A 21,750-nucleotide genomic window follows, 5' to 3' on the forward strand; every position below is an offset into this window, starting at 1 on the left:
CTCAAACCTCGAATTCATCCAGCCAGCGCGCCATGTCATCCAGGCGCTCACGATGCTCGACCGCCGCGGCGAACAAATCGCTCGGCAGTTGCTGGGCCAGCTTCTGCACGGTGACGTGATCGAAGAAGGCGTTGATCGGCAGGTGACAGCCGTGACGTTGCTGCAATTGGGCGCGTACTTGCATGACGCTCAGCGAGTGCCCACCCAGCTCGAAGAAGCTGTCGGTGACCCCAACCTGATCCAGGCCCAACACTTCGGCCCAGATAGCCGCCAGGGCCCGTTCAGCCTCGCTGCTCGGTGGCACATGCCCACTCGGCGCGCCCTGCCCCTCGGGTTGCGGCAGTTGCTTGCGATCAAGCTTGCCATTGGCCGAGAGCGGCATCGCCGGCAACCGCATCAATCGCCACGGCACCATATAGTCAGGAACGTGCTGGCCGAGGTGAAATTTAAGCGCTGCTTCATCACAGGCCTCACCGACCCAGTAACCGATCAGCTTGTCGCCCTGGGCAACCACGACCGCTTCGCGAACCGCCTCATGGTTCACCAGTACGGTTTCGATCTCGCCCAGCTCGATACGCAGGCCACGCAACTTGACCTGGTGATCCAGGCGCCCGAGGTAGTCAATCGCACCATCGGCACGCCAGCGCGCCAGGTCGCCGCTGCGGTACATGCGCGCACCCGGCGCACCGTACGGGCTGGCGACAAAGCGTTCGGCGGTCAGCGACGGACGCGACTGATAACCGCGCGCCAGGTTGACCCCGGCGATGTACAACTCACCCGCCACGCCCACCGGGACGGGGTTGAGGTCGGCGTCGAGAATATGGATTTGCGTGTTGGCGATAGGACGACCAATCGGCACGCTGCTGCCATCCTCGCGGCAGGCCCAGGACGTGACGTCGATGGCCGCCTCGGTCGGGCCGTACAGGTTGTGCAACTCGCTGGCCGTCTGCGCCAGGACCTGGCGCTGCAACTCGGCGGGCAAGGCTTCGCCGCTGCAAATGATGCGTTTGAGCGAGGTGCAAACCGGCAATTCACCGGCCGAGACAAAGGCCTGGAGCATCGACGGCACGAAGTGCAGCGTGGTGATGCCGTGCTCGACGATCAACTCGCGCAGCAGCTGCGGATCCCGGTGCGCACCGGGTGGCGCCATGACCAGCGCCGCGCCACTGAGCAGCGGCCAGAAGAATTCCCACACCGACACGTCAAAGCTGTACGGAGTCTTTTGCAGCACGCGGTCGCTGGCCGTCAGGCCATATTCGGCCTGCATCCATTGCAGGCGATTGAGCAGGCCGGCATGGCGGTTACCCACGGCTTTGGGCTTGCCGGTGGAACCGGAGGTGTACAGGCAGTACACCAGGTTTTCAGGGCCGATATCGACCCTCGGCGCCGTCCGTAACTGGGTCGCCAGCGGCAAGCTTTCGAGGGCATGCACCGGCACGCCGGCATCGCCCGCCCACTTGTCCAGCAGGTGGGTTTGCGTCAACAGCAACGGGCTGCCACTGTCGACAAGCATGCCTTGCAAACGCTCACGCGGATGCTCCGGGTCCAGCGGCAAATACGCGCCACCGGCCTTGATCACACCCAGCAACGCCACCACCAGTTCCACCGAACGCTCGGCCGAAACCGCCACCGGCACATCCGGCCCCACGCCCTGGCCTTGCAGCCAATGCGCGAGTTGGTTGGCGCGGGCGTCCAGTTCGGCGTAGCTCAGGCGTGTGTCGCCGTACACCAGCGCCAAAGCGTCAGGTGTGGCACATACCTGTTCGGCGATCAACGCAGGCAGGCTCGGGTACTGCGCATAGCGGGTTTCGGTGGCGTTCCAGGCATCGATCTGACGCACCTCGATAGGGCTCAACAAGGTCAGACTCGCCAACGGACGACTGCTGTCTTCGAACTGCTCCAGCAAACCAGCCAGGTGTTCGCTGAAACGGGCTATATCGGCTGCGGCGAAGGCATCCTGGCGGTAGCTGAATTCGATCTGCAACTGCGCGCCGGCATGAATCACCAGGGTCAATGGGTAGTGCGTGGTTTCGTGGCGCTGCACGGGCCAGAAACGCAAGCCACTGGCTTCACCAAGGGCCTGCTCCACCGGGTAGTTTTCGAAGACCAGCAAGGTGTCGAACAGCGCTTGGCCCCCCTGCCCGGCCCAGCCCTGGATCTCGAACAACGGCGTATGTTCATGTTCGCGCAGCGTACTGTTGAACGCTTGCAACTGACGCAGCCATTCGCCCAACGGCTGCTGAGCGGGTGGCGTCTGAATCACCGGCAACGTGTTGATGAACAGCCCCAGCGTGCGTTCGGAGTCCGGCAACTGTGCCGGACGGCCCGCCACCGTAGCGCCGAAGGCCACCGTGGCCTGCCCGCTGTAGCGCTGCAACAACAGGCTCCAGGCGCCTTGCACCAAGGTGTTCAGGGTCACGCGCTCGCGGCGGGCGATGGCGCTCAGCCGCGCGGTCATTGCCGTATCGCATTGCCAATGGTGCTGGCGGTGACCAACCCCCTCGCCCTCACCGGTCACGGTGTTGACCAGCAAGGTCGGTTCATCCAGATCGACCAGGCGCTCGCGCCAGAACGCCTGACGCTGCGCCAGATCACGCTGTTGCAGCCATTGCACATAATCGACGAAACGCCCTGCCACCTCGGCAGGCGGCGTGCCCCGGTAGTGCTGCAACACCTCGGCGATCAGTCGCGACGAGCTCCAGCCGTCGAGCAACAGGTGATGGCTGGTCAAAATCAGCTGATAGCGTTGCTCGCCCAGACGTACCAACAGCACCCGAAGCAAGGGCGCGGTGCCTAGGTCGAAGCCCTCGTTACGCTCCTGCTCCGCCAGCGTCTGGACGGCGATTTCGCGGTCCGCGCGCTCGCGCCAGTCGAGCAGGCGCACCGGCGACGGCACGCTGCGAAGCACGGCTTGCAGCGGCTGGCTCAGCCCTTCCCAAAGGAAGCGGGTGCGCAGCACGTCATGCCGCGCCACGGTAGTGTCCCACGCCTGCTTGAAACGCAGAGCATCGAGGCCGTCGATGGCCAGGCTCAACTGGTTGAGGTAGTGGCTTTCGTCCGGGGCCTGCAAGGCGTGGAACAACATGCCCTGCTGCAACGGCGACAGCGGATAAAGCAACTCGGTGTCGGCGGGCAACAGCAGGCCTTCCAGCGTGCCTTGGTCCACCCCTGCCAACGGAAAGTCCGAGGGCGTGAAGCGTTGCGCGTCCGGGCTCAGGCAATGTTCGATCAAGCCTTGCAGCTCGGCACGGCATGCCTGCGCCAACTGTTCGACCCAGGCCGACGCCAGCCGCGCGCCGCTGTACTGCCAGTTCATGTGCAGCTCGCCCTGGCGCACCTGGGCATTGATGATCAGCTCGTTGCCCAGCGGCGCATCGGCCGCCTGGTCATCACCGCCCCGCTCAGGTGCGATGCCGAACAACCCCTGTGCATCCAGGCCACGGTCGGTCTGGCCAAGGTAGTTGAACGTGATCGACGGTTGCGCGCCCGCAGCCAGTTCGGCACGCACCTGCGGTTCACCGAAGTAGCGCAGGATCCCATACCCCATACCTTGATCCGGCACCTGGCGCAGTTGCTCCTTGATGCCCCGAATCGCCGCGCCGGCCGGCGCGGACGGGTCGGCTTGCAGGCGCACCGGGTAAAGGCTGGTGAACCAGCCCACGCTGCGGCTGAGGTCAACATCGCTGAAGTCGGCCGGGGCTTCACGGCCATGGCCCTCCAGGCCGACCAGCAGGCTTTCGCCACCGGTGGCACGCAGGACCACACGGGCCAGCGCGGTGAGCAGCAACTCATCGACTCTGCTGCGATAGGCCTGTGGCGCCTGGGTCAGCAATTGGCGCGTCAGTGGCTCGTCCAGGCGCACCTGGCATTCACGCACCTGGTCGCGGCGACGGCTGCCCAGTTCATCCATCAAGGGCAGGCTGGTCACGCCGATTGCCTGAGTGGCACGCCAGAAGTCCAGCTCCACCTCACGCGCGGGAGCCTGCGCCTGGAGCACTTCGCCCCAACGCTGGAACGCAGTGGTTTTGTGACCCAAATCCAGTGGCTGGCCCGCCTGCAGCTGGCGATAGGCGCGTTGCAGGTCTTCCAGCAGAATGCGCCAGGACACACCGTCCACCACCAGGTGATGCGCGGCCAGCAACAAACGCGGCCCCTGCGCACTCTCGAGCAGCAGACCACGCAGCAACGGCCCCTCACTGAGGTTCAGCCCGGCTTGAATGCGGCTACAGGCACTGGTCAATTGTGCCGCGTCCGTCACCTGCACCTGATCCAGCGGCACCGACGCCGTCTCGACGTGGTGTTGCTGCCAGCGGCCGTCGGCGTCCTGGGTAAAGCGCAGGCGCAAGGCGTCGTGATGCTCCACCAACGCCTGCAATGCACGACTCAGCAGCGTCGCATCCAAGGCTTCTCGCGGTTGCAACAGTACCGACTGGTTCCAGTGCTGACGCGCATGGATCGGGCTTTCAAAGAACCAGGCCTGGATCGGCGTCAATGCCGCAGCCCCCGTGACCGGGCCTTGTGCCTGCTCGACATGTTCCTGAACCTTGGCCACCTGGGCCAGCCCCCGGATCGTCTGCTGTTCGAATACATCCTTGGGCGTCAGCATCACGCCGGCCTGACGCGCACGCCCCACCAATTGCAGGGAGACGATGGAGTCGCCGCCCAGCTCGAAGAAGTTGTCGGTCGCGCCGACCTGCGAATGCCCCAGCAACTGTTGCCAGAGGTCGGCCAGCAGGGTTTCCACCTTGCCGCTGGGCGCAATGAACTCGCCGTCCTGGACCTGCCAGTCCGGGGTCGGCAGCGCGGCCCGGTCGAGCTTGCCGTTCGGGGTGACCGGCAAGCGTGGCAACCACACCAGTCGCGCCGGAATCATGTAGTCCGGCAACTGCCCGGCCAGCGCCTGCTTGACCCGCGACTCCAGGCTCGGCTCATCCGCCGAGAGGGTCGCCACCGCATAGGCGACCAGCCGCGGACCGGTCGGCGACGGCAAGGCCAGCACCACGCAGGTCTCGACTTCAGGGTGCTGCTGGATGCGCGCCTCGATCTCACCGGGCTCGATGCGATAGCCGCGAATCTTGATCTGCTGATCGATGCGACCGACGTATTCGATGACCCCTTCGCTGCCCCACAACACACGGTCGCCGGTGCGGTACATGCGCGCACCGGGCACGCCGTAGGGGTCGGGCACAAAACGCTCGGCACTCATCCCCGGTCGGCCATGGTACTCACGAGCCAGGCCCGTGCCGCCCAGGTACAGCTCACCGCTCACCCCGGCCGGCACCGGCTGCAGGCGTGCGTCGAGTATGTAGGCGCGGCGGTCGCCAACAGGACGGCCGATTGGCGCATAAGCCGACAGGCAGGCCTGGCTGGCCGGCACTTTCCATACCAGTGGAGTGACCACGGTTTCAGTCGGCCCGTAGCCATTGATCAGGGTACGCGGCGCCAGGGTCTGGCGGATGCGCTCGAAGCTGGCCTGCGGCATGGCTTCGCCGCCAAAGGAATACAGATCCAAGGCCGGCGCACTGCCTTGGGCCTGGGCCTCGACAGCCAGTTGGCCAAGGTAGACCGGTGGGAAGCCCGCGTTGGTGACCTGATGGTCCGCCAATGCCTGCAAGGTACGCCCCGCGGACCACAGCTCTTCGTCACGCAGCACCAGGCTGGCGCCGCACGTCAACGCCGTCAGCCAACGCTCATGGGCACCATCGAAGGCAAAGGAAATGAAGTGGAACTCACGGGATTCCTCGCTCATGTCATACAACGGCGCGGTGGCGTCGCAATGCATGGCCAGTGGGCCGTGGGCCACGGCCACCCCTTTGGGGGTGCCGCTGGAGCCTGAGGTGTAGATCAGGTACGCGAGGTTTTGCGCGTGCACCTCGACGTCGGGGGCCTGGTCGCTGTAGCGGTCCAGGTCCAGCGTGTCGAGATCGAGCAACGCCAGGCCCGGCGCTTCGGGCAGGCGCTCCAGGGCCATCTGCTCGGTGATCAGCAGGCGCATGCCGCTGTCTTGCAGCACATAGCCGAGGCGTTCGCGGGGGTAGTCCAACGCCAATGGCACGAATGCCGCACCGGCCTTGGCCACCGCCAGCAGCGCCACCAACAGCCGGTTGGAACGTTGCAAGGCCACGCCGACGCGCGTTTCGGCGCAGACGCCACGGGCAATCAACAGGTGGGCCAGGCGGTTGGCCTGTTGCTCCAGCTCGCCACGGGTGAGGGTCTGGCCGGCACAGATCAGGGCCACGCGCTGCGGGTCTGCCGCCGCGTGGGCGGCAATACGCTGCTGCACGCTGGCGAACGCCGGCGGCACGTAGTCCGACGCGCTCCAGGCCATGAGTTGAGTGTGTTCGGTAGCAGTCGGCAGACTGAGCGCGGCCAACGGCTGGTGAGCATCGGCGATCAGGCCAAGCAACAGACTGTTGAGATGCCCGGCCAGGGCCTCGACGCGGGCGGTGGCGAACGCATCTCGGCGGTAACCGAACGTAATGTCCAACGTTTCACCGGCGAAGATTGCCAGCGACAGCGGGTAGTGAGTCGCTTCCAACGTGCTCGACGCTTCGATACGTACGCCGCTGCGCTGGCGCATGGCGTGATCGACCGGATAGTTCTCGAACACCAGCAGGCTGTCGAACAGGCTTTGTCCACTCACCCCCGCCCACCGCTGGATATCGGCCAGCGGCGTGTGTTCGAATTCACCCGCCTCGGCGCTTTGGGTTTGCAGTTCACGCAACCAGTCGCCCACCACCTGGCCCGCGTCGCCAGTGGCGATCACCGGCACGGTGTTGATGAACAGGCCCACCACGGCTTCGGCGTCGTCCAGCGCGCTGGGGCGCCCCGCGACTGTCGCGCCAAAGGCTACCGATGATTGCCCGGTATAGGTTTGCAGCAGCAGGACCCAGGCACCTTGCACCAGGGTGTTGAGCGTCACGCGTTGGCGGCGGGCGAACTGGCGCAGGCGCTGGCTGTCCGCAACCGACAGGCCGCTGCGGATCACGCCATGCCCGATCGCGTCGCCAAGCCCTTGGGTATCCCGGCCTGGCAGGCTTTCGGCGAGCAGGGTCGGGCCCTCCATCGTCGCCAGGCGCGCTTGCCAGTAGGTTTGGGCCGCCAGTCCATCCTGGGCACCCAGCCAGGCGATGTAGTCGCGATACTGACTGCGCGGCGCCAATGGGCGTTCGCCCGCGTAATGTTGCAGCACCTCGCCGATCAGCCGCGCACTGCTCCAGCCATCGAGAAGAATGTGGTGGAAGGTCCAGATCATGCGGCAGCGGTTGGCATCCAGGCGTAACAGTTGCACCCGTTGCAGCGGCAAGCGCGCCAGGTCGAAACCTTGCACGCGTTCGGCGTTGGCCCACTCGTCCAGCGCCTGCTGGCTGAGCCCGCGGGCGTCATGCAGTTGCGCCACGGCCGGGCCACGGCGCAGCACCGCTTGCAGCGGCACGCTGAGTTCAGCCTGCCAGAGAAACACGCTGCGCAATGTGGCGTGCTGTTGCACGGTGGTTTCCCAGGCCTGCAGGAAGCGTTGCGGGTCGAGTCCTTCAAGCACCACGTCGATCTGATTGACGTAGGCCGATTCGGCATCGCCTTGCAGGGAATGGAACAGCAGCCCCTGTTGCAGGGGCGACAGCGGATACAGGTCTTCCACGTCGCGCGCGGCCAAAGGCAAGGCATCCAGCCGGGCCTGAGTCAGCCCGGCCAGTGGCACGTCGGAAGGCGTCAGCGCGGCGTTTTCGGGGAGCAGGCAATGGGCGGCGACAAGGCTCAGTTCGGCGCGCAGGTCGTCCAACAGGCACTCCAGCTGCGAGGGGCTGTAATGTCCAGGATCGGCGCGGCCCTCGAATTGCAACTGGCCTTCAACCAGGCGCGCATTGACCGTCAACGCATGGCTAAGGGGCGCGGCATCGTCGCGCTGACGGCCTTGCGGTTCACTGGCAAGGCCAAACAGACGCTGGCCATCGAGGCTGGCGTCGTATTGCCCCAGGTAGTTGAACATCACTTGCGGCGGGGCCTGCTCGGCGAGCAATGCCTGGGCGGACGTCGGGCCGAGGTAGCGCAACGCACCGTAGCCGATGCCCTTGTTCGGCACCTGGCGCAGTTGCTCCTTGACCGCCTTGATCGCCGACCCCAGGTCGCCAAGGCCGGGGCTCAGGCGCACGGGGTACAGGCTGGTAAACCAGCCGACGCTGCGCTCGATATTCAAGCCTTCGTGGTAAGGCGCAGGCAACGCGTCGCGTCCATGACCTTCCAGGGCAACGCTGAGCGACGCCTGCCCGCTTTGGCGGCAGAGCACGCGGGCCAAGGCGACGAGCAGCAGCTCATCCAGACGCGTGCGATAGGCACCTGGCGCTTCCTTGTGCAGGCGCCGGGTCAGTTCGGCCGGCAGGCGCAATCGGCGCTCTACCGCCTGGCCCTCACACCCCAGGTCTTGTGCCGGTTGCCCAAGCGTCTGCGCGCGCCAGTAATCGAGCTCATCAAGCAGCACCGGGCTTTGTGCAAATGCCTGCAAGCGCTCGCCCCACTGGGCGAAGCTGGCACCCACCGGCGCCAGCGTCACCGCCTGGCCTGCGCTCTGCTGTCGATAGGCTTGCTGCAGGTCTTCCACCAGGATTCGCCAGGACACGCCGTCCACCACCAGGTGATGGACCACGATCAACAGCCGTTGGCTGCCATCGCTCAAAGCCAGCAAGGCGGCGCGCAACAAGGGACCGTTATGCAGATCGAGGCTGGTTTGCAGGCGCTCGGCCTCGTGAAGAAAGGTCTCGGCGTCCGAGGCGTCGATCTCCACCAGCAGGTTGTCATCGGAAACCTCGGTGTAGCCCTGTTGCCAGGTGCCATGGGCGTCCTGCTGATAACGCAGACGCAGGCTGGCGTGGTGTTCAGTCAGGGCGGCAAGGCTGGCGCGCAGGGGTTCGGCTTGCAGAGCCTGTAGCGGACGCAGCAAGGCTGACTGGTTCCAGTGTTGACGCTGTGCAATCTCCTGACTGAAAAAGTAATGCTGAATCGGCGTCAGCGGAGCAGGCCCGACGGTCACGCCCGGCTGCTGTTCGGCACCCTGGCGGGCATTGCGCGCCGCATGGGCCAGGGCTGCCAGCGTCGGGTGCAGGAACAGGTCGCGCGGACTCAACTGCCAACCAGCCTGACGTGCCCGGCTGATCACCTGCAAGGACAGGATCGAGTCCCCTCCCAGCTCAAAGAAGTTGTCGGTAATACCGACTTGCTCCAGGCCCAGCACCTCGGCCCAGATAGCCGCCAGGGCCTGCTCGACCTCACTGCGCGGCGCCACGTAACCTTCGGCAGCGGCCTGCCCTTCAGGCTGCGGCAACTGCTTGCGATCGAGCTTGCCGTTGGCCGAAAGCGGCATGCCATCGAGCCGCACCAGGCGCCACGGCACCATGTATTCGGGGACATGCAACGCCAGGTGCGCCTTGAGTACGTCCTCTTCGGTCGCGTCGCCAACCCAGTAGCCGATCAGCTTGTCGTCGCGGGCAATCACTACGCTTTCCTGCACGTTGGCATGGGCGAGCAGCACCGCTTCGATCTCGCCCAGCTCGATACGCAGGCCGCGCAATTTGACCTGGTGATCCAGGCGTCCGAGGTAGTCAATCGCACCATCGGCACGCCAGCGCGCCAGGTCACCACTGCGGTACATGCGCGCACCCGGCGCACCGTACGGATTAGCGACAAAGCGTTCGGCGGTGAGCGACGGACGCGCCTGATAACCGCGCGCCAGGTTGACCCCGGCGATGTACAACTCACCCGCCACGCCCACCGGGACGGGGTTGAGGTCGGCGTCGAGAATATGGATTTGCGTGTTGGCGATAGGACGACCAATCGGCACGCTGCTGCCATCCTCGCGGCAGGCCCAGGACGTGACGTCGATGGCCGCTTCGGTCGGGCCGTAGAGGTTGTGCAACTCGCTGGCCGTCTGCGCCAGCACCTGGCGCTGCAACTCCGCAGGCAAGGCTTCGCCGCTGCAAATGATGCGTTTGAGCGAGGTGCAAACGGGCAACTCGCCGGCCGAGACAAAGGCCTGGAGCATCGACGGCACGAAGTGCAGCGTGGTAATGCCGTGCTCGACGATCAACTCGCGCAGCAGCTGCGGATCCCGGTGCGCACCGGGTGGCGCCATGACCAGCGCCGCGCCACTGAGCAGCGGCCAGAAGAATTCCCACACCGACACGTCGAAGCTGTACGGAGTCTTTTGCAGCACGCGGTCGCTGGCCGTCAGGCCATATTCGGCCTGCATCCATTGCAGACGATTGAGCAAGCCGGCGTGACGGTTACCCACGGCTTTGGGCTTGCCGGTGGAACCGGAGGTGTACAGGCAGTACACCAGGTTTTCCGGGCCGATATCGACCCTCGGCGCCGTCTGCAACTGGGTCGCCAGCGGCAAGCTTTCGAGGGCATGCACCGGCACGCCGGCATCGCCCGCCCACTTGTCCAGCAGGTGGGTTTGCGTCAACAGCAACGGGCTGCCACTGTCGGCGAGCATGCCTTGCAAACGCTCACGCGGATGCTCCGGGTCCAGCGGCAAATACGCACCACCGGCCTTGATCACACCCAGCAACGCCACCACCAGTTCCACCGAACGCTCGGCCGAAACCGCCACCGGCACATCCGGGCCCACGCCCTGGCCTTGCAGCCAATGCGCGAGCTGATTGGCGCGCGCGTCCAGTTCGGCATAGCTCAGGCGTGTGTCGCCGTACACAAGCGCCAAAGCGTCAGGCGTGGCACGTACCTGTTCTGCGATCAATGCAGGCAGGCTCGGGTACTGCGCATAGCGGGTTTCGGTGGCGTTCCAGGCGCTCACTTGTTGCCGCTCGGCCACGCCCATCAGCGGCAGGCTGAACACTGCACTGTCGGGCGCGGCGACCATGCCCTGCAATAACTGGCACAGGTGCTGACCCAGTCGGTCGATCGTCGCGGCGTCATACAGCGCGGTGACGTACTCCAACCGGCAATCAATACCGTCGGGGCTGGCGATGACGTCCAGGCTCAGGTCGAAGCGCGCGCTTTCCAGTTCGATGTCCAGAACCTGCACGTTCAACCCCGGCAGATGCAAGGCCTGGGCGTCGCGGGAATGGCGGAAATTGAACAGCACCTGGAACAGCGCGGTGTGATGCAGGTCGCGGGTCAGGTTCAAGCCGTCCAGCACGCACTCGAACGGAAACTCTGCCTGTTCGAGTGCGATGCGGCTTTCATCGCGCAGGCGGGCACACAGGTGTCGGGTGGTCAGCTGTCGCTCGAGTCGGGCGCGGTACACCTGGGTGTTGACGAAGAAACCGACGATGTCCTGCACCTGGGTATGACTGCGTGCAGCGTTGGGCACGCCGACGGCGAAGTCGAGTTGACCGCTGTAGCGCGCCAGCAACACTTGCCAGGCGCCCAGCAACAACACAAAGGGCGAGCAATGCTGCTGGCGGCAGAATTCACGCACGGCCTGGGCAGTGGCAGCCGGCACACGAATATCGTGGCGTGCGGCGTCCAGACGTGGCACGGCGCTGCGTGGGCGATCGGTGGGCAGTTCCAGCACCGGCACGTCCTGGCCCAGATATTCGCGCCAATACGCCTGGCCTTCGGAGGCCCCCTCACCGGCAAAGCGTTGCTGCTGCCAGGTCGCGTAGTCGGCGTAATCCAGGGGCAGGCTCGGCAAGGCGCGGTCGTTGCCGCCCAATGCGGCGGCATAGGCCTGGCCCAGGTCCGCGATCAGCAGCGGGTTGGACCAGGCGTCGGCGACGATATGGTGCAGGCACAGCAGCAACACCGCCCCGTCTTCGTCGCACAACAGGCTGGCGCGCAGCAGCGGCGCCTGGCCGAGGTCGAACGGCACGGCGACGCGATGGCGCAGTTCGGCTTCCAGGTTGGCGTCGGCGGGCAGGTTCACGCATTCGAGGTGGAAATCCACACGAGGTTCGATCACCTGCATCGGCCGGTCATCGACCAGCACGAAGCGCGTGCGCAGGCTGGCGTGGCGTTCGATCAGCCGACACAAGGCGGCCTGCAATGCGGCGACATCCGGCCGGCCATGAATGCGTAGCGCCCGTGCCGAGTTATAGGCCGGGCTGTCCACTTCGTATTGTTGAAGAAACCACAAGCGACGCTGGGCGAACGACAGCGGCGCCGGCCCATTCTCGGTGCGTCGGCCCGGCCCGGTGGGTGCGGCTGGCGCTTCATCATCAAGTAGCAGGGCAAGCAGTTCATCGCGGTCGATATCGGTCATGGTCAATCCAATCCGGAATAAAGGGGGCCGGCATCCGCCGGCCCATTGTCAGTGGGCCGCCAGGCCCTTGGCGGCGCGGGCCTTGGCGAGCAACTCGGCGCGCTCCTGATCGCTGAGGCTGTCCAGCTCGCGGCGCAGGCGGGCGACCTTTTCCAGGCGCGCCGGGTCGGCCAGTTCGCCAAGCGCCACAGCCAGCGCGGCCGCGCTGGGGTGGTCAAAGACCACGCCCGGCGGGACTTCGAGCTTGAACATCGTGCGCAAGCGCGCCAACAGCTTGATCACCAGCAGCGAGTGGCCACCGGCATCAAAGAAATCGTCATCCACGCCCAAGGCGGTCGGCGGACAGCCCAGCAGTTCGGCCATCGCATCACGCAGGCTGGCTTCCAGCTCACTGGTCGGTGCACGCGCGGGTTGACGACGCGCCAGCTGACCCGGATCGGGCAAGGCATGGCGATCGACCTTGCCATTGGACAGACGCGGCAGACTCGGCAAGACCAGCAGACGTGTCGGGCACGACGCGTCGGGCAGGCGCTCGGCCAGGGCCGTCGACAACGGTGGCAAGGCGTCGTCGGCAACGCCTTGGGTGAGGACCACGTAGGCGATCAGGCTCGCCGCCCCTTCACTGGGTGCCCACAGCCGCGCCACAGCCTGGTCAACCCCAGGCAAGGTCAACAAGGCCGCCTCCACTTCACCCAGCTCGATGCGCTGACCGCGCAACTTGACCTGATGGTCCTGGCGGCCGACCAATTGCAGGCCACCCTCGGCGCGGTACCGGCCCAGATCGCCGGAGCGATAAAGGCGCTGGCCCGGCATGAAGGGGTCGTCTACGAAGCGCTCGGCGTTGGACTCACCCAAGTAGCCACGGCACAGCTGCGCGCCGCCGATGTACAACTCGCCCAAGGCGCCGGTGGGCACCAGGCGCAGGTGCTCGTCGAGCAGGTACACGCGGTTGCCGGCGAGGACGCGGCTCAGCGGCACTCGGTCGTCGCGGTCCGGCGCGTCGGCGCGTAGCTGATGAAACAGCACGCCGACGGTCGTTTCGGTGGGGCCGTAGTGGTTGAACAGGCGCAACGTCGGCGCCTGGGCGAACAGTTGCTCAACCAGCCGGCGCGGCGTGGCTTCGCCGCCGAGAATGAGGGTGCCGGGCAACAGGGGCGCGTCGCCTTCGAGCAAAGCCGCCAGGTGCGACGGTACGAACTTCGCCACATCCGGACGCTCCCGGAGCAGGAAACGCCTGAACGCCGCACCATCGGCGAGATCGTCCTGGGCGGCGATCACCAGTTCGGCGCCAACCTGCCAGGCGCCGAACAGCAAGGTGTGGCCCAGATCGACGGTCAGCGGACTGGTCAGGGCCAGGCGCATGCCAGGCTCCAGGCCCAGCGCCGTGCAGGCCGCATGCGCATAGTTGCGTAGTGCGCCATGCTCGATGAGCACGCCTTTGGGCACGCCGGTGGAGCCGGAGGTATACAACAGATAGGCCAGCTGATGGTCGCTGAGCGTCGGCGGCACGAACGGCAGTTCGGCATCGTTTTGCGCTTGCTCCAGGCTGGCGCTCGGCCATGGACCTTGGGCGCTGCTCGAGGCTGGGTCGCACAGCACCAGGGCGGGCGCGGCGCGGGTCAACAGGTCATGACGACGTTCCTCCGGCCAGGCCGGCTCCAGCGGCAAGTAATAAGCGCCGGCGCTGAGGACAGCGAGAATCTGCAGCACGCCTTGCAGCGAGCGCTCGCTCTCGATGGCCACGCACTGCCCAGCGCCGACACCCTGGCCCTGCAACCAACCGGCCATGCGAGTGACCTTCTGCTGCAGCGTGGTGTAATCAAGGCGCTGTCGACCATCACTGAGGGCCATGGCATGAGGTGTCTGCCGGGCATGCCGGGCCAGCAGTTGCGGCAGCCACTCACCGTTGGACAGCGGATGAGTTGGGGCCAGCGCCAACAAGCGTTCGCGCTCGCCTGCGCCAATCGGCTCCAGGTCGGCCAGGGCAATATGGCCGTCGGCCGGCAGGGTTACCACCAGCGTGCACAATTGTTCGAGCAGCACCTCAAGGCCCACGGCGCTGTAGGCAGCGCCCTTGGCTTCAAGGTTCAGGTGCAGGGTTTCGCCCCACGCACGCACGTGCAGCAGCAATTCAAAGGCCGGTCGGTTGGGGTAGGCAAGCACCTGACCCGGCGCGAGGCGTGCCTGTTCAAAGACGAACCCCGCCAGCAGCGGCGCGGTGCTGGTCGGCGCCTCGATGGGGCAGTATTCCTGCCAGCCGAGATGATCGCCCAGGCGACCTTCGGCCTGTTGCAACCAGTCGGCGAAACGGCACGCCGGGTCCAGATCGACGCGCAATGGCAGGATTTTCTCGAACACGCCCAAGGTGTGTTCGAAGTGGTCATAGTCGCCACGGCAATCGTGCAGCCAACCGCCAACGAAACTCGGTTGGTCGCTCACGCGCCCCAACAGCGCCCACCACAGACCTTGCAGTACGAAATCCAGGGGTTGGCCGAGGCCATCCGCCAAGGCCTGGGCGCCGCGCAGCTGTGACCCCGACAGTTGGCGCCGCACGTTCAGGCGCTCGGCCTGAGCCGTCGCCGGGCTGCCGCGCAGGCCCAGCTGCAAGGCGGCGCCCTGGGCGGGGTCGACCTGGGCGTGTTGCCAATAGGCACGGCCTTGGGCGGCATCTTCGTCGGCAGCCATGTCCTGACGCCATTGCACGTAGTGTTCATAGCCCACTTCGCTGGACAGCGGCGTGTCACCGCGTGCCAAGGCCAGCACATCGGCGGCCAGGCGTTCCAGGCTCGGTGGGTCCAGGGCCAGTGCGGCAGCCACGAATTCCACTTCGACCGCGCCGTCCACAAGCGTTCGGCGGCTGACCGCCAGCACTTCGTCTTCGCCCAGCGTTATGGCGGGCGCCGTGCTGTCCAGGTCCACCCAACGCACCGCGCCGCCCTGATTCGGCAAGGCCTGGCGCCAGCCCCGGAAACCGGCAACTTGCAGCCAGCGCGCGGCGAGGATCGGCTGGCTTGCCGCGTAGCGTTGCAGCGCCGTGGGGAGGTCCGCCGCCGCATCGGCCGCCGTCATCGCGAGGCGCAGACGGTGGCTGCCCGCATCGGGGCACGCAGGGTCGTGGCCGAGCAGACAGGCGCGCTGCTCGGGGCTCAAGGCCAGGGTGTGTTGCACGGTCAAATCAAGGCTCAGATCGTTCATCGGGGATGTCCTTAAACAGGGAGGCCAGTGCGTTCGACGGTGCCTTCGGCGGCGTTGTCAAACACGCTGCGGTCGGTCATTTCGCCCATGGCCACGACGATCCGCCGCGGGCCTTCAAACGGGTCGCGGGCATGCGCGACAAGCATGTTGTCGAGCATCACTACATCGCCGCGTTGCCAGTCGAAGCGCACTGCGCAGGCTTCATAGAGTTGGCCCAGTTGTTCCATCACTGCGTCATCGATGGGCGTGCCGTCACCGAAATACACTTGGCGCGGCATGTGCCCGGCACCGACGATGCCAAGCAGGTCGCGGCGCACGTCGGCTTGCAGGCAATAGTCGTGGTGCAACTGGACCTGATTGAAGAATGACTTTTCCCCGGTGTACGGATGACGGATCACCGCCGGGCACGGCGTGCGGGTCTGCAGGCCACCGTTGGCCAACCACTCGAACGCCACGTCCTGCTCGCGGCACGCCGCCTCGACTACCGCACGCTCGTCGGTCTTGTAGAAGTCGCGCCAGTCCACGTCGAAACCCGGGGTAAAGGTGCGCACATACAACAAACCCTTGCGCTCGAAGGTCTCGGCCAGCTCGGCCGGCAAGGCGCGATACATGGCCCGGCAGTCGACGATGGGCGTGGCGCCGCCGACCGGCGATGGCAGCTCGCAGAAGAACCACTGCTTGCGCGGCCAGCGGCGCAGGTGAGCGCTTTCGTTGTGGAACAGGATCATTTGCTGCTCGGGGTAAGGCGTGGAACGGTAGGTGTTGCGCCCGCCCTCTTTCTTCGGCAAATCGCCATAGGCGCCATACAAACCCGGCTGGATGGCCTCGGCGAAGGCCTCGAAATCCTGGGCGGTACTCAAGCCGAAGCCTCGGAACAGCAAGCCGGCATGACGGCGCAGCTGGGTTTCGATGAACTCGCGATGCTCGCTGGCCCAGACGCACGGGTCGAGGTCGGCACTGACCGGCTCGATCACCAGGGGGAACTGACTGTCGGCATTCAGCGGAGTGCAACGCACCGCGGATGCGCCAGCGGACGGCGCAGCCTGGCGGGTGAAGGACTTGAGCTTGTCGCGCTTGGCCTCCAGCCGCGAGCGACCGCTGGCTGGGGCGACAGGCGCGGGTTGCAGGGCACCGAGGGTCAGTGCGGCGAGAGGCTGGTCGGGCGCGGCGAGAATCTGTTCGAGCAGGTCGACCCAGGCATTCGCCCAGCAGCGTACCCGCGCCTCGTCGAGGATCGCGGTGGCAAATACCCATTCGCCACCCAGGCCCTGGGCGTTGGGGGTCAGAAACAGGGCCATGTCGAACTTCGAGGTTTGCGCCGGCGCGGCAAGCAACTCGGCGTGCAGCCCCGGCACGGCGAACTGCCCGCGCGGCATGCTGTGCAGCACAAACAGCGCCTGTACCAGCGGGTTGCGTTGGCGCTCGCGGGCCACGCCACTGGCGTCGAGGATCTGCTCGAAGGGCAAGTCCGCCTGCTCGAAAACCGCCAGGGAATCCGCGCTGATATGGGCCAGCCATTGGCTGAACGACTGCTCCTCACGGACATGGGCGCGCAGCGGAACGATGTTGACGAAAAAGCCGATGAGTTTTTCCAGCTCGGCACGTGGCCGACCGGCGATATCCGTCCCGTAGACCAGATCATCCTGGCCGGTGATGCGATGCAACAGCCAGTCAAAGGCCCCGCGCAGGACCATGAACAGGCTGGCGCCGTGGGCGCGACCGAGCGTTTCAAGACGTGCGACCTGCTCGGCACTGAGCTGGAAGGTCACGCTTGCGCCGGCGGTCTGTGGCGTCGCCGGGCGTGGGCGATCAGTGGGCAAGGCCAGTTGCTGCGCTGCGCCGCGCAGGTAATCGCGCCAGAAGTCCTGTTCACGTTGGCGCTCGGCACTGCCGGCCTTGGCGTTCTGCCACGCCGCGTAATCGCTGTACTGGATGTTCAAGGGCGCAAGCGACGGTTCGCTGTCGGCCATTTGTGCCTGGTAAAGCGCGCCCAGTTCCTGGACCAGTACGCCGAATGACCAGCCGTCACCGATCAGGTGATGCATGCTCAGTTGCAGGCAGTGCTCTTGGTGGTTCAGTCGCAGCAGCGTAGCGCGCAGCAACGGCGGCCGTTGCAGATCGAACGGCTGCCCGGCGGCTTCGGCTTCGGCCACGGCCAGCGCGGTGGCCTGTTCTGCGTCATGCAGGCCGCTCAGGTCAAGCAGCGGCAACGCCAGTTCAACCTGGCTGGCGCAGTGCACCAGCGCCACGCCATCGGGCCCCGGCACGAAGGCACTGCGCAGGCTCGCCTGGCGCTGGATCAGATCGCCCAACGCGGCCTGCAGGGCGTCCACCCGAAGGTCGCCGCGCAGGCGTAATCGGGCGACCATGTTATAGGCTGCCCTGCCCTGTTCGCCGCCCAACTGTTGTGCCAACCACAGGCTGCGCTGCACCGGCGACATGGCCTGCGGCCCGCTGGCCTGTTCGCGGCGCAATGGCACGCCGTCGGCCAGACGCGGCGCGGCGTCAACCATGGCAGCCAACTGGGCAAGGGGTTTGGCGGCAAATAGCGCGCTCAGCGGCAACTCGACATTGAACTCGGCCCGCACTCGCGCCACCACCTGCACGGCGGCCAGGGAATGACCGCCCTTGGCGAGAAATACATCGTCACGGCTGACCTCTGCGCCCTCGAGCACGTCGGACCAGATGGTCGCCAGGCGCTGCTCGGTATCACCTTGAGGGGCATCGCCCTGGCCGGCGGTGACCAGGCCCGCGACCGGACGGTGGTAAACGTAATAGGCACCCAGTTCGCCGGTTTCCAGGCGCAGGCGGCAGGCCGAGCGTTGCAGTTTGCCGCTGGTGGTCTTGGGCAAGGCCGCCGGCTCCAGCAAGGCGATGACACTGGCGGGTTCCTGCTGGGTTTCACTGACCACCCGGTCGATGGCATCGATCAACGTCTGCGGATCGAATTTCTTTTGCACGCTGCGGCCGATCTCGGCGGCGATGCCGATGCATTCCCGGCCGTCGACTTGTACCGGGAACGCGGCGACGCGGCCTTTGCGTACCGCTTCGACGCCCTGCTCCACGGCTTTTTCGATGTCTTGTGGGTAACGGTTCTGGCCGCGAATGATGATCACGTCCTTGGCCCGCGAGGTGATGAACAAACCCCCGTTGTGCAGAAACGCCAGATCACCGCTGCGCAGCCAACGCCCATCGGGCAAGTCGAGGAACGTCTTGGCGGTGGCCTCGGGATTGCGCCAGTAACCACGCGCGACGCTGGGGCCGCGCACCCAGATTTCGCCGACCGTGTCTTGCGCGACGGGCTGCAGCGTGTGCGGGTCCATCAGGCGTACCTGATCGTCGAACAGCAACCCGCCGCTGCTGACCACTTCGGTGCCGGACGGATCGGGCACCACTCGGCCATGGGCCAGTTCTTCGTGGTCGACATGCAGCGTGTAGTAGGGACCGCCCCGGATATTACTGGTAACCATCAAGGTCGCTTCGGCCAGGCCATAGCATGGGTGCAGCGTGGTTGCCGACAGCCCCGCCGGCGAGAAGCGCTCAACGAAATCGGCCAGGGTATCGGCACGCACCGGCTCGGAGCCGCAGAACGCCACACGCCAGCGGCTCAAATCGAGCTCGGCGAGCAGGTTGTCGCGCACGCTTTCGGTACACAGGCGGAAGGCAAAGTCCGGACCGCCGCTCAAGGTGCCGTCATAGCGGTGGATCGCTTCCAGCCAGCGCGCCGGCCGGGCGAGGAAGTGCTGGGTGGTCAGCAATACCAGCGGCACGCCGGCGTAGATCGGTTGCAGCATGCCGCCGATCAGGCCCATGTCGTGGTACAGCGGCAGCCAGCTGACAAATACATCGCCCGGCCGGGTGCCGAAGCCCATTTGCAGCAGGCGCTGGTTGTCCAGCAGGTTGGTGTGAGTGACTTCGACACCCTTGGGTTCGGAGGTGGAACCCGAGGTGTATTGCAGCATGGCGATGGTGTCGCCCGGCACTTCGCGTGCCTGCCAGGCCTGGGCCGGTTGGGCCTCCAGGTCCTGGACGCTTGCCACGACCGGCCGGTTCGCCAGGGTCAGGCCGTCACGCAAGAGCAGGGAGGCTTCCAGCGCGCCCTGCTCGCAGATAATCAGCGACGGTTCGGCATCCATGGCCATGCCTTGCAGGCGCTCGGCATGGAACTGGCGATTGCGCTCCGGCGGATAGGCCGGCACCGCGATGAGCCCCGCGTAGAGGCAGGCGAAAAACGCCACGATGTAGTCAGGGCCGTTGGTCAGCAGCAGGAGTACGCGATCACCCTCCTCGGCGCGTTGCTCAAGGCAGGCGGCCAGGTGACGGACCCGGGCGTCGAGCTGGGCATAGGTGTACAGCTCGGTGGTTTCGTTGCCGTCACCGAGAAAACGCAGGGCCAGTTGCTCGCCTTGTTGTTCGGCGCGCTGCGCCAGCATCTCGATGAGGGATTGGGGTTGAGGCTGATGTGGGATGGCCATGGGGCGTCCTCCTGCAATCGCAAAAAAATTCAGTAAAAGTCGAGGGCGGCTCAGCGTCTGTCGGCGCCATGGGGCTCGGCCATGGCGACCACCACCTTGCGCGGCCCCTCAAAGGGCGCACGGCCGTGGGCGGTGAGCATGTTGTCGAGCATCAGCACGTCGTTGTCCTGCCAGGCGAACTCGACCTGCTCCTGCCGCATCACGCCACGGATGTCTTCGAGCAGGGTTTCTTCCAGCGGGCTGCCGTCGCCGTAATAGACGTTACGCGGCAGGTCCTCTTCCTCGACCAGATCGAGCAGCGTCTCGCGGACTTCCTCGGGCAGATTGGAAACATGAAACAGGTGCGCCTGGTTGAACCACACCGCGTCGCCGGTGCGTGGATGAGTGGCCACCGCCTGGCAGACCTGACGCGTGCGCAGGCCACCGTCCTCCTTCCATTCCAGGCGGATGCCATGGGCCTCGCAGTAGGCGTGCACGACGCTGCGGTCCTCGGTGTTGAACACCTGCTCCCAGGACACGTCCAGGCCGTTACCGTAGTTGCGCGTGTACATCAGGCCTTTGGCGGCGAAGCGCTCGCGAATCTGCTCGCCAACCCGCCGGTAGATCGCCCGGCTGTCACCAATTGGCGTCGCGCCCCCCACCGGTGATGCCTGCTGGCAGAAGAACCAGATTTTCATCGGCCAGTCCCGGGTGTAGGCCTGCTCGTTGTGCAGCGGAATATGCTGGTGCGGCGGGTATTCGGTGGAGGTGTAGATCCCGGCGGCGACGTTGCTGCGCGGCGTGGAGCCGAATTCGTAGGTGAGCAGGTCCGCACCGAAGCCCACGGCGAAACGGCGAAAACGCTCGGCGGTCTGCACATCAAAGCCACGTAGCAGCACGCCACCGGCACTGAGCAATTGCTCATCGATCAAACCTCGCAGATCGGACAGGCAAGCCGACAGATCAAGGCCAGGCTCACGGGCCTCGATCAGCAGGGGCAACGGGGTACTGGCATGGCGCAGGGGCCGGATGTCGAAGCGTGAATCAAGCATGGAAGACTCCGCGAAACGAGGAAGACGGTGCGGCATGGGTCAGCCCAGGGCGCGCAAGGAAGGGAGTGAGGGACGTTGTGCCTGGACCAGCGCCACCAGGCGCAGCAAGAAATCATCGCGTTGGCGGTGCAGGAAGAAATGGCCGCCGGCGCACATCTCCAGCTGGAACGGCCCACTGCATTCAACTTCCCAGGCCGCCAGGGCACTGATCGCGACGCTGTCGTCACGCCCACCGAAGACATGCAGCGCGCATGGCAACGGCGCGCGGCCGGGTGGTTGATAGCGGTCGCCAAGCAGGAAGTCGGCGCGCAGCACGGGCAGCACCATGGCCAGCAACTCGGGGTCATCGAGTACCGCCTGGGGCGTACCGTCGAGGCGGCGCAACTCGGCAATCAGCTCGGCATCGTTCATGGGTTGCGCATCGGGATTGCCGCCGCGCTGGCTGGGCGCGGTGCTGGCCACGGCGATCAAGGCGCTGGGCGGGTCAATACCCAGGGCAACCAGCGCATGCGCCACTTCCAGGGCAATGACACCGCCGACGCTATGACCGAGCATCAGGTAAGGACCGTCGATCAGCGGCGCCAACTCGCTCGCCAGGCTTGCCGCGAGGCCAGGCATGTCCACCTGCAGTGGCTCATCGGCGCGGCGACCATGGCCGGGCAGCTCGACTGGCTGAACATCGAGCCAGGCCGGCAAGGCAGCACGCCATGGTGCGAACGCCATGGCGCTCGCACCAGAACAAGCGAAGCAGAACAGGCGGATGCGATCAGGGGCGACAGACACGGCGAATCTCCTTGGAAGCAATCGACAAGCCGGACCGGCCTTGCCTGGAACA

Annotated in this window: 5 protein-coding genes; all 5 read right to left on the minus strand. The window is 65.9% G+C overall.

All coding sequences use genetic code 11. The features are described from left to right. Position 1: 1 nt before the first annotated feature. The 5 genes from V6M90_RS21780 to V6M90_RS21800 are packed head-to-tail and all read right to left on the minus strand — an operon-like array spanning position 2 to position 21,698. Positions 2-12,214 (minus strand): non-ribosomal peptide synthetase, encoded by a 12,213-nt coding sequence (locus V6M90_RS21780; RefSeq protein WP_332847130.1) that lies wholly within the window; start codon positions 12,212-12,214, stop codon positions 2-4. Between the two features lie 48 nt (positions 12,215-12,262). Then, a complete protein-coding gene (locus tag V6M90_RS21785; protein WP_332847131.1) occupies positions 12,263-15,409 on the minus strand; it encodes a non-ribosomal peptide synthetase in 3,147 nt (1,048 codons plus the stop codon). A gap of 11 nt (positions 15,410-15,420) precedes the next feature. Continuing rightward, the gene (locus V6M90_RS21790) at positions 15,421-19,884 is read right to left on the minus strand and encodes a condensation domain-containing protein (protein ID WP_332847132.1); all 4,464 of its coding nucleotides are present in this window, start codon (positions 19,882-19,884) and stop codon (positions 15,421-15,423) included. 50 nt (positions 19,885-19,934) lie between these two features. After that, entirely contained in the window at positions 19,935-20,915 is a 981-nt protein-coding gene (locus tag V6M90_RS21795) for a TauD/TfdA family dioxygenase (RefSeq protein WP_003174653.1), read from the minus strand. A 39-nt stretch (positions 20,916-20,954) separates the two neighbouring features. Beyond that, positions 20,955-21,698, minus strand: coding sequence for a thioesterase II family protein (locus tag V6M90_RS21800; RefSeq protein ID WP_003174654.1), 744 nt, complete (start codon positions 21,696-21,698; stop codon positions 20,955-20,957). Positions 21,699-21,750 lie beyond the last annotated feature (52 nt).

The organism is Pseudomonas lactucae, from assembly GCF_036688725.1.
In the GTDB taxonomy this organism is placed as follows: Bacteria; Pseudomonadota; Gammaproteobacteria; order Pseudomonadales; family Pseudomonadaceae; genus Aquipseudomonas; species Aquipseudomonas lactucae.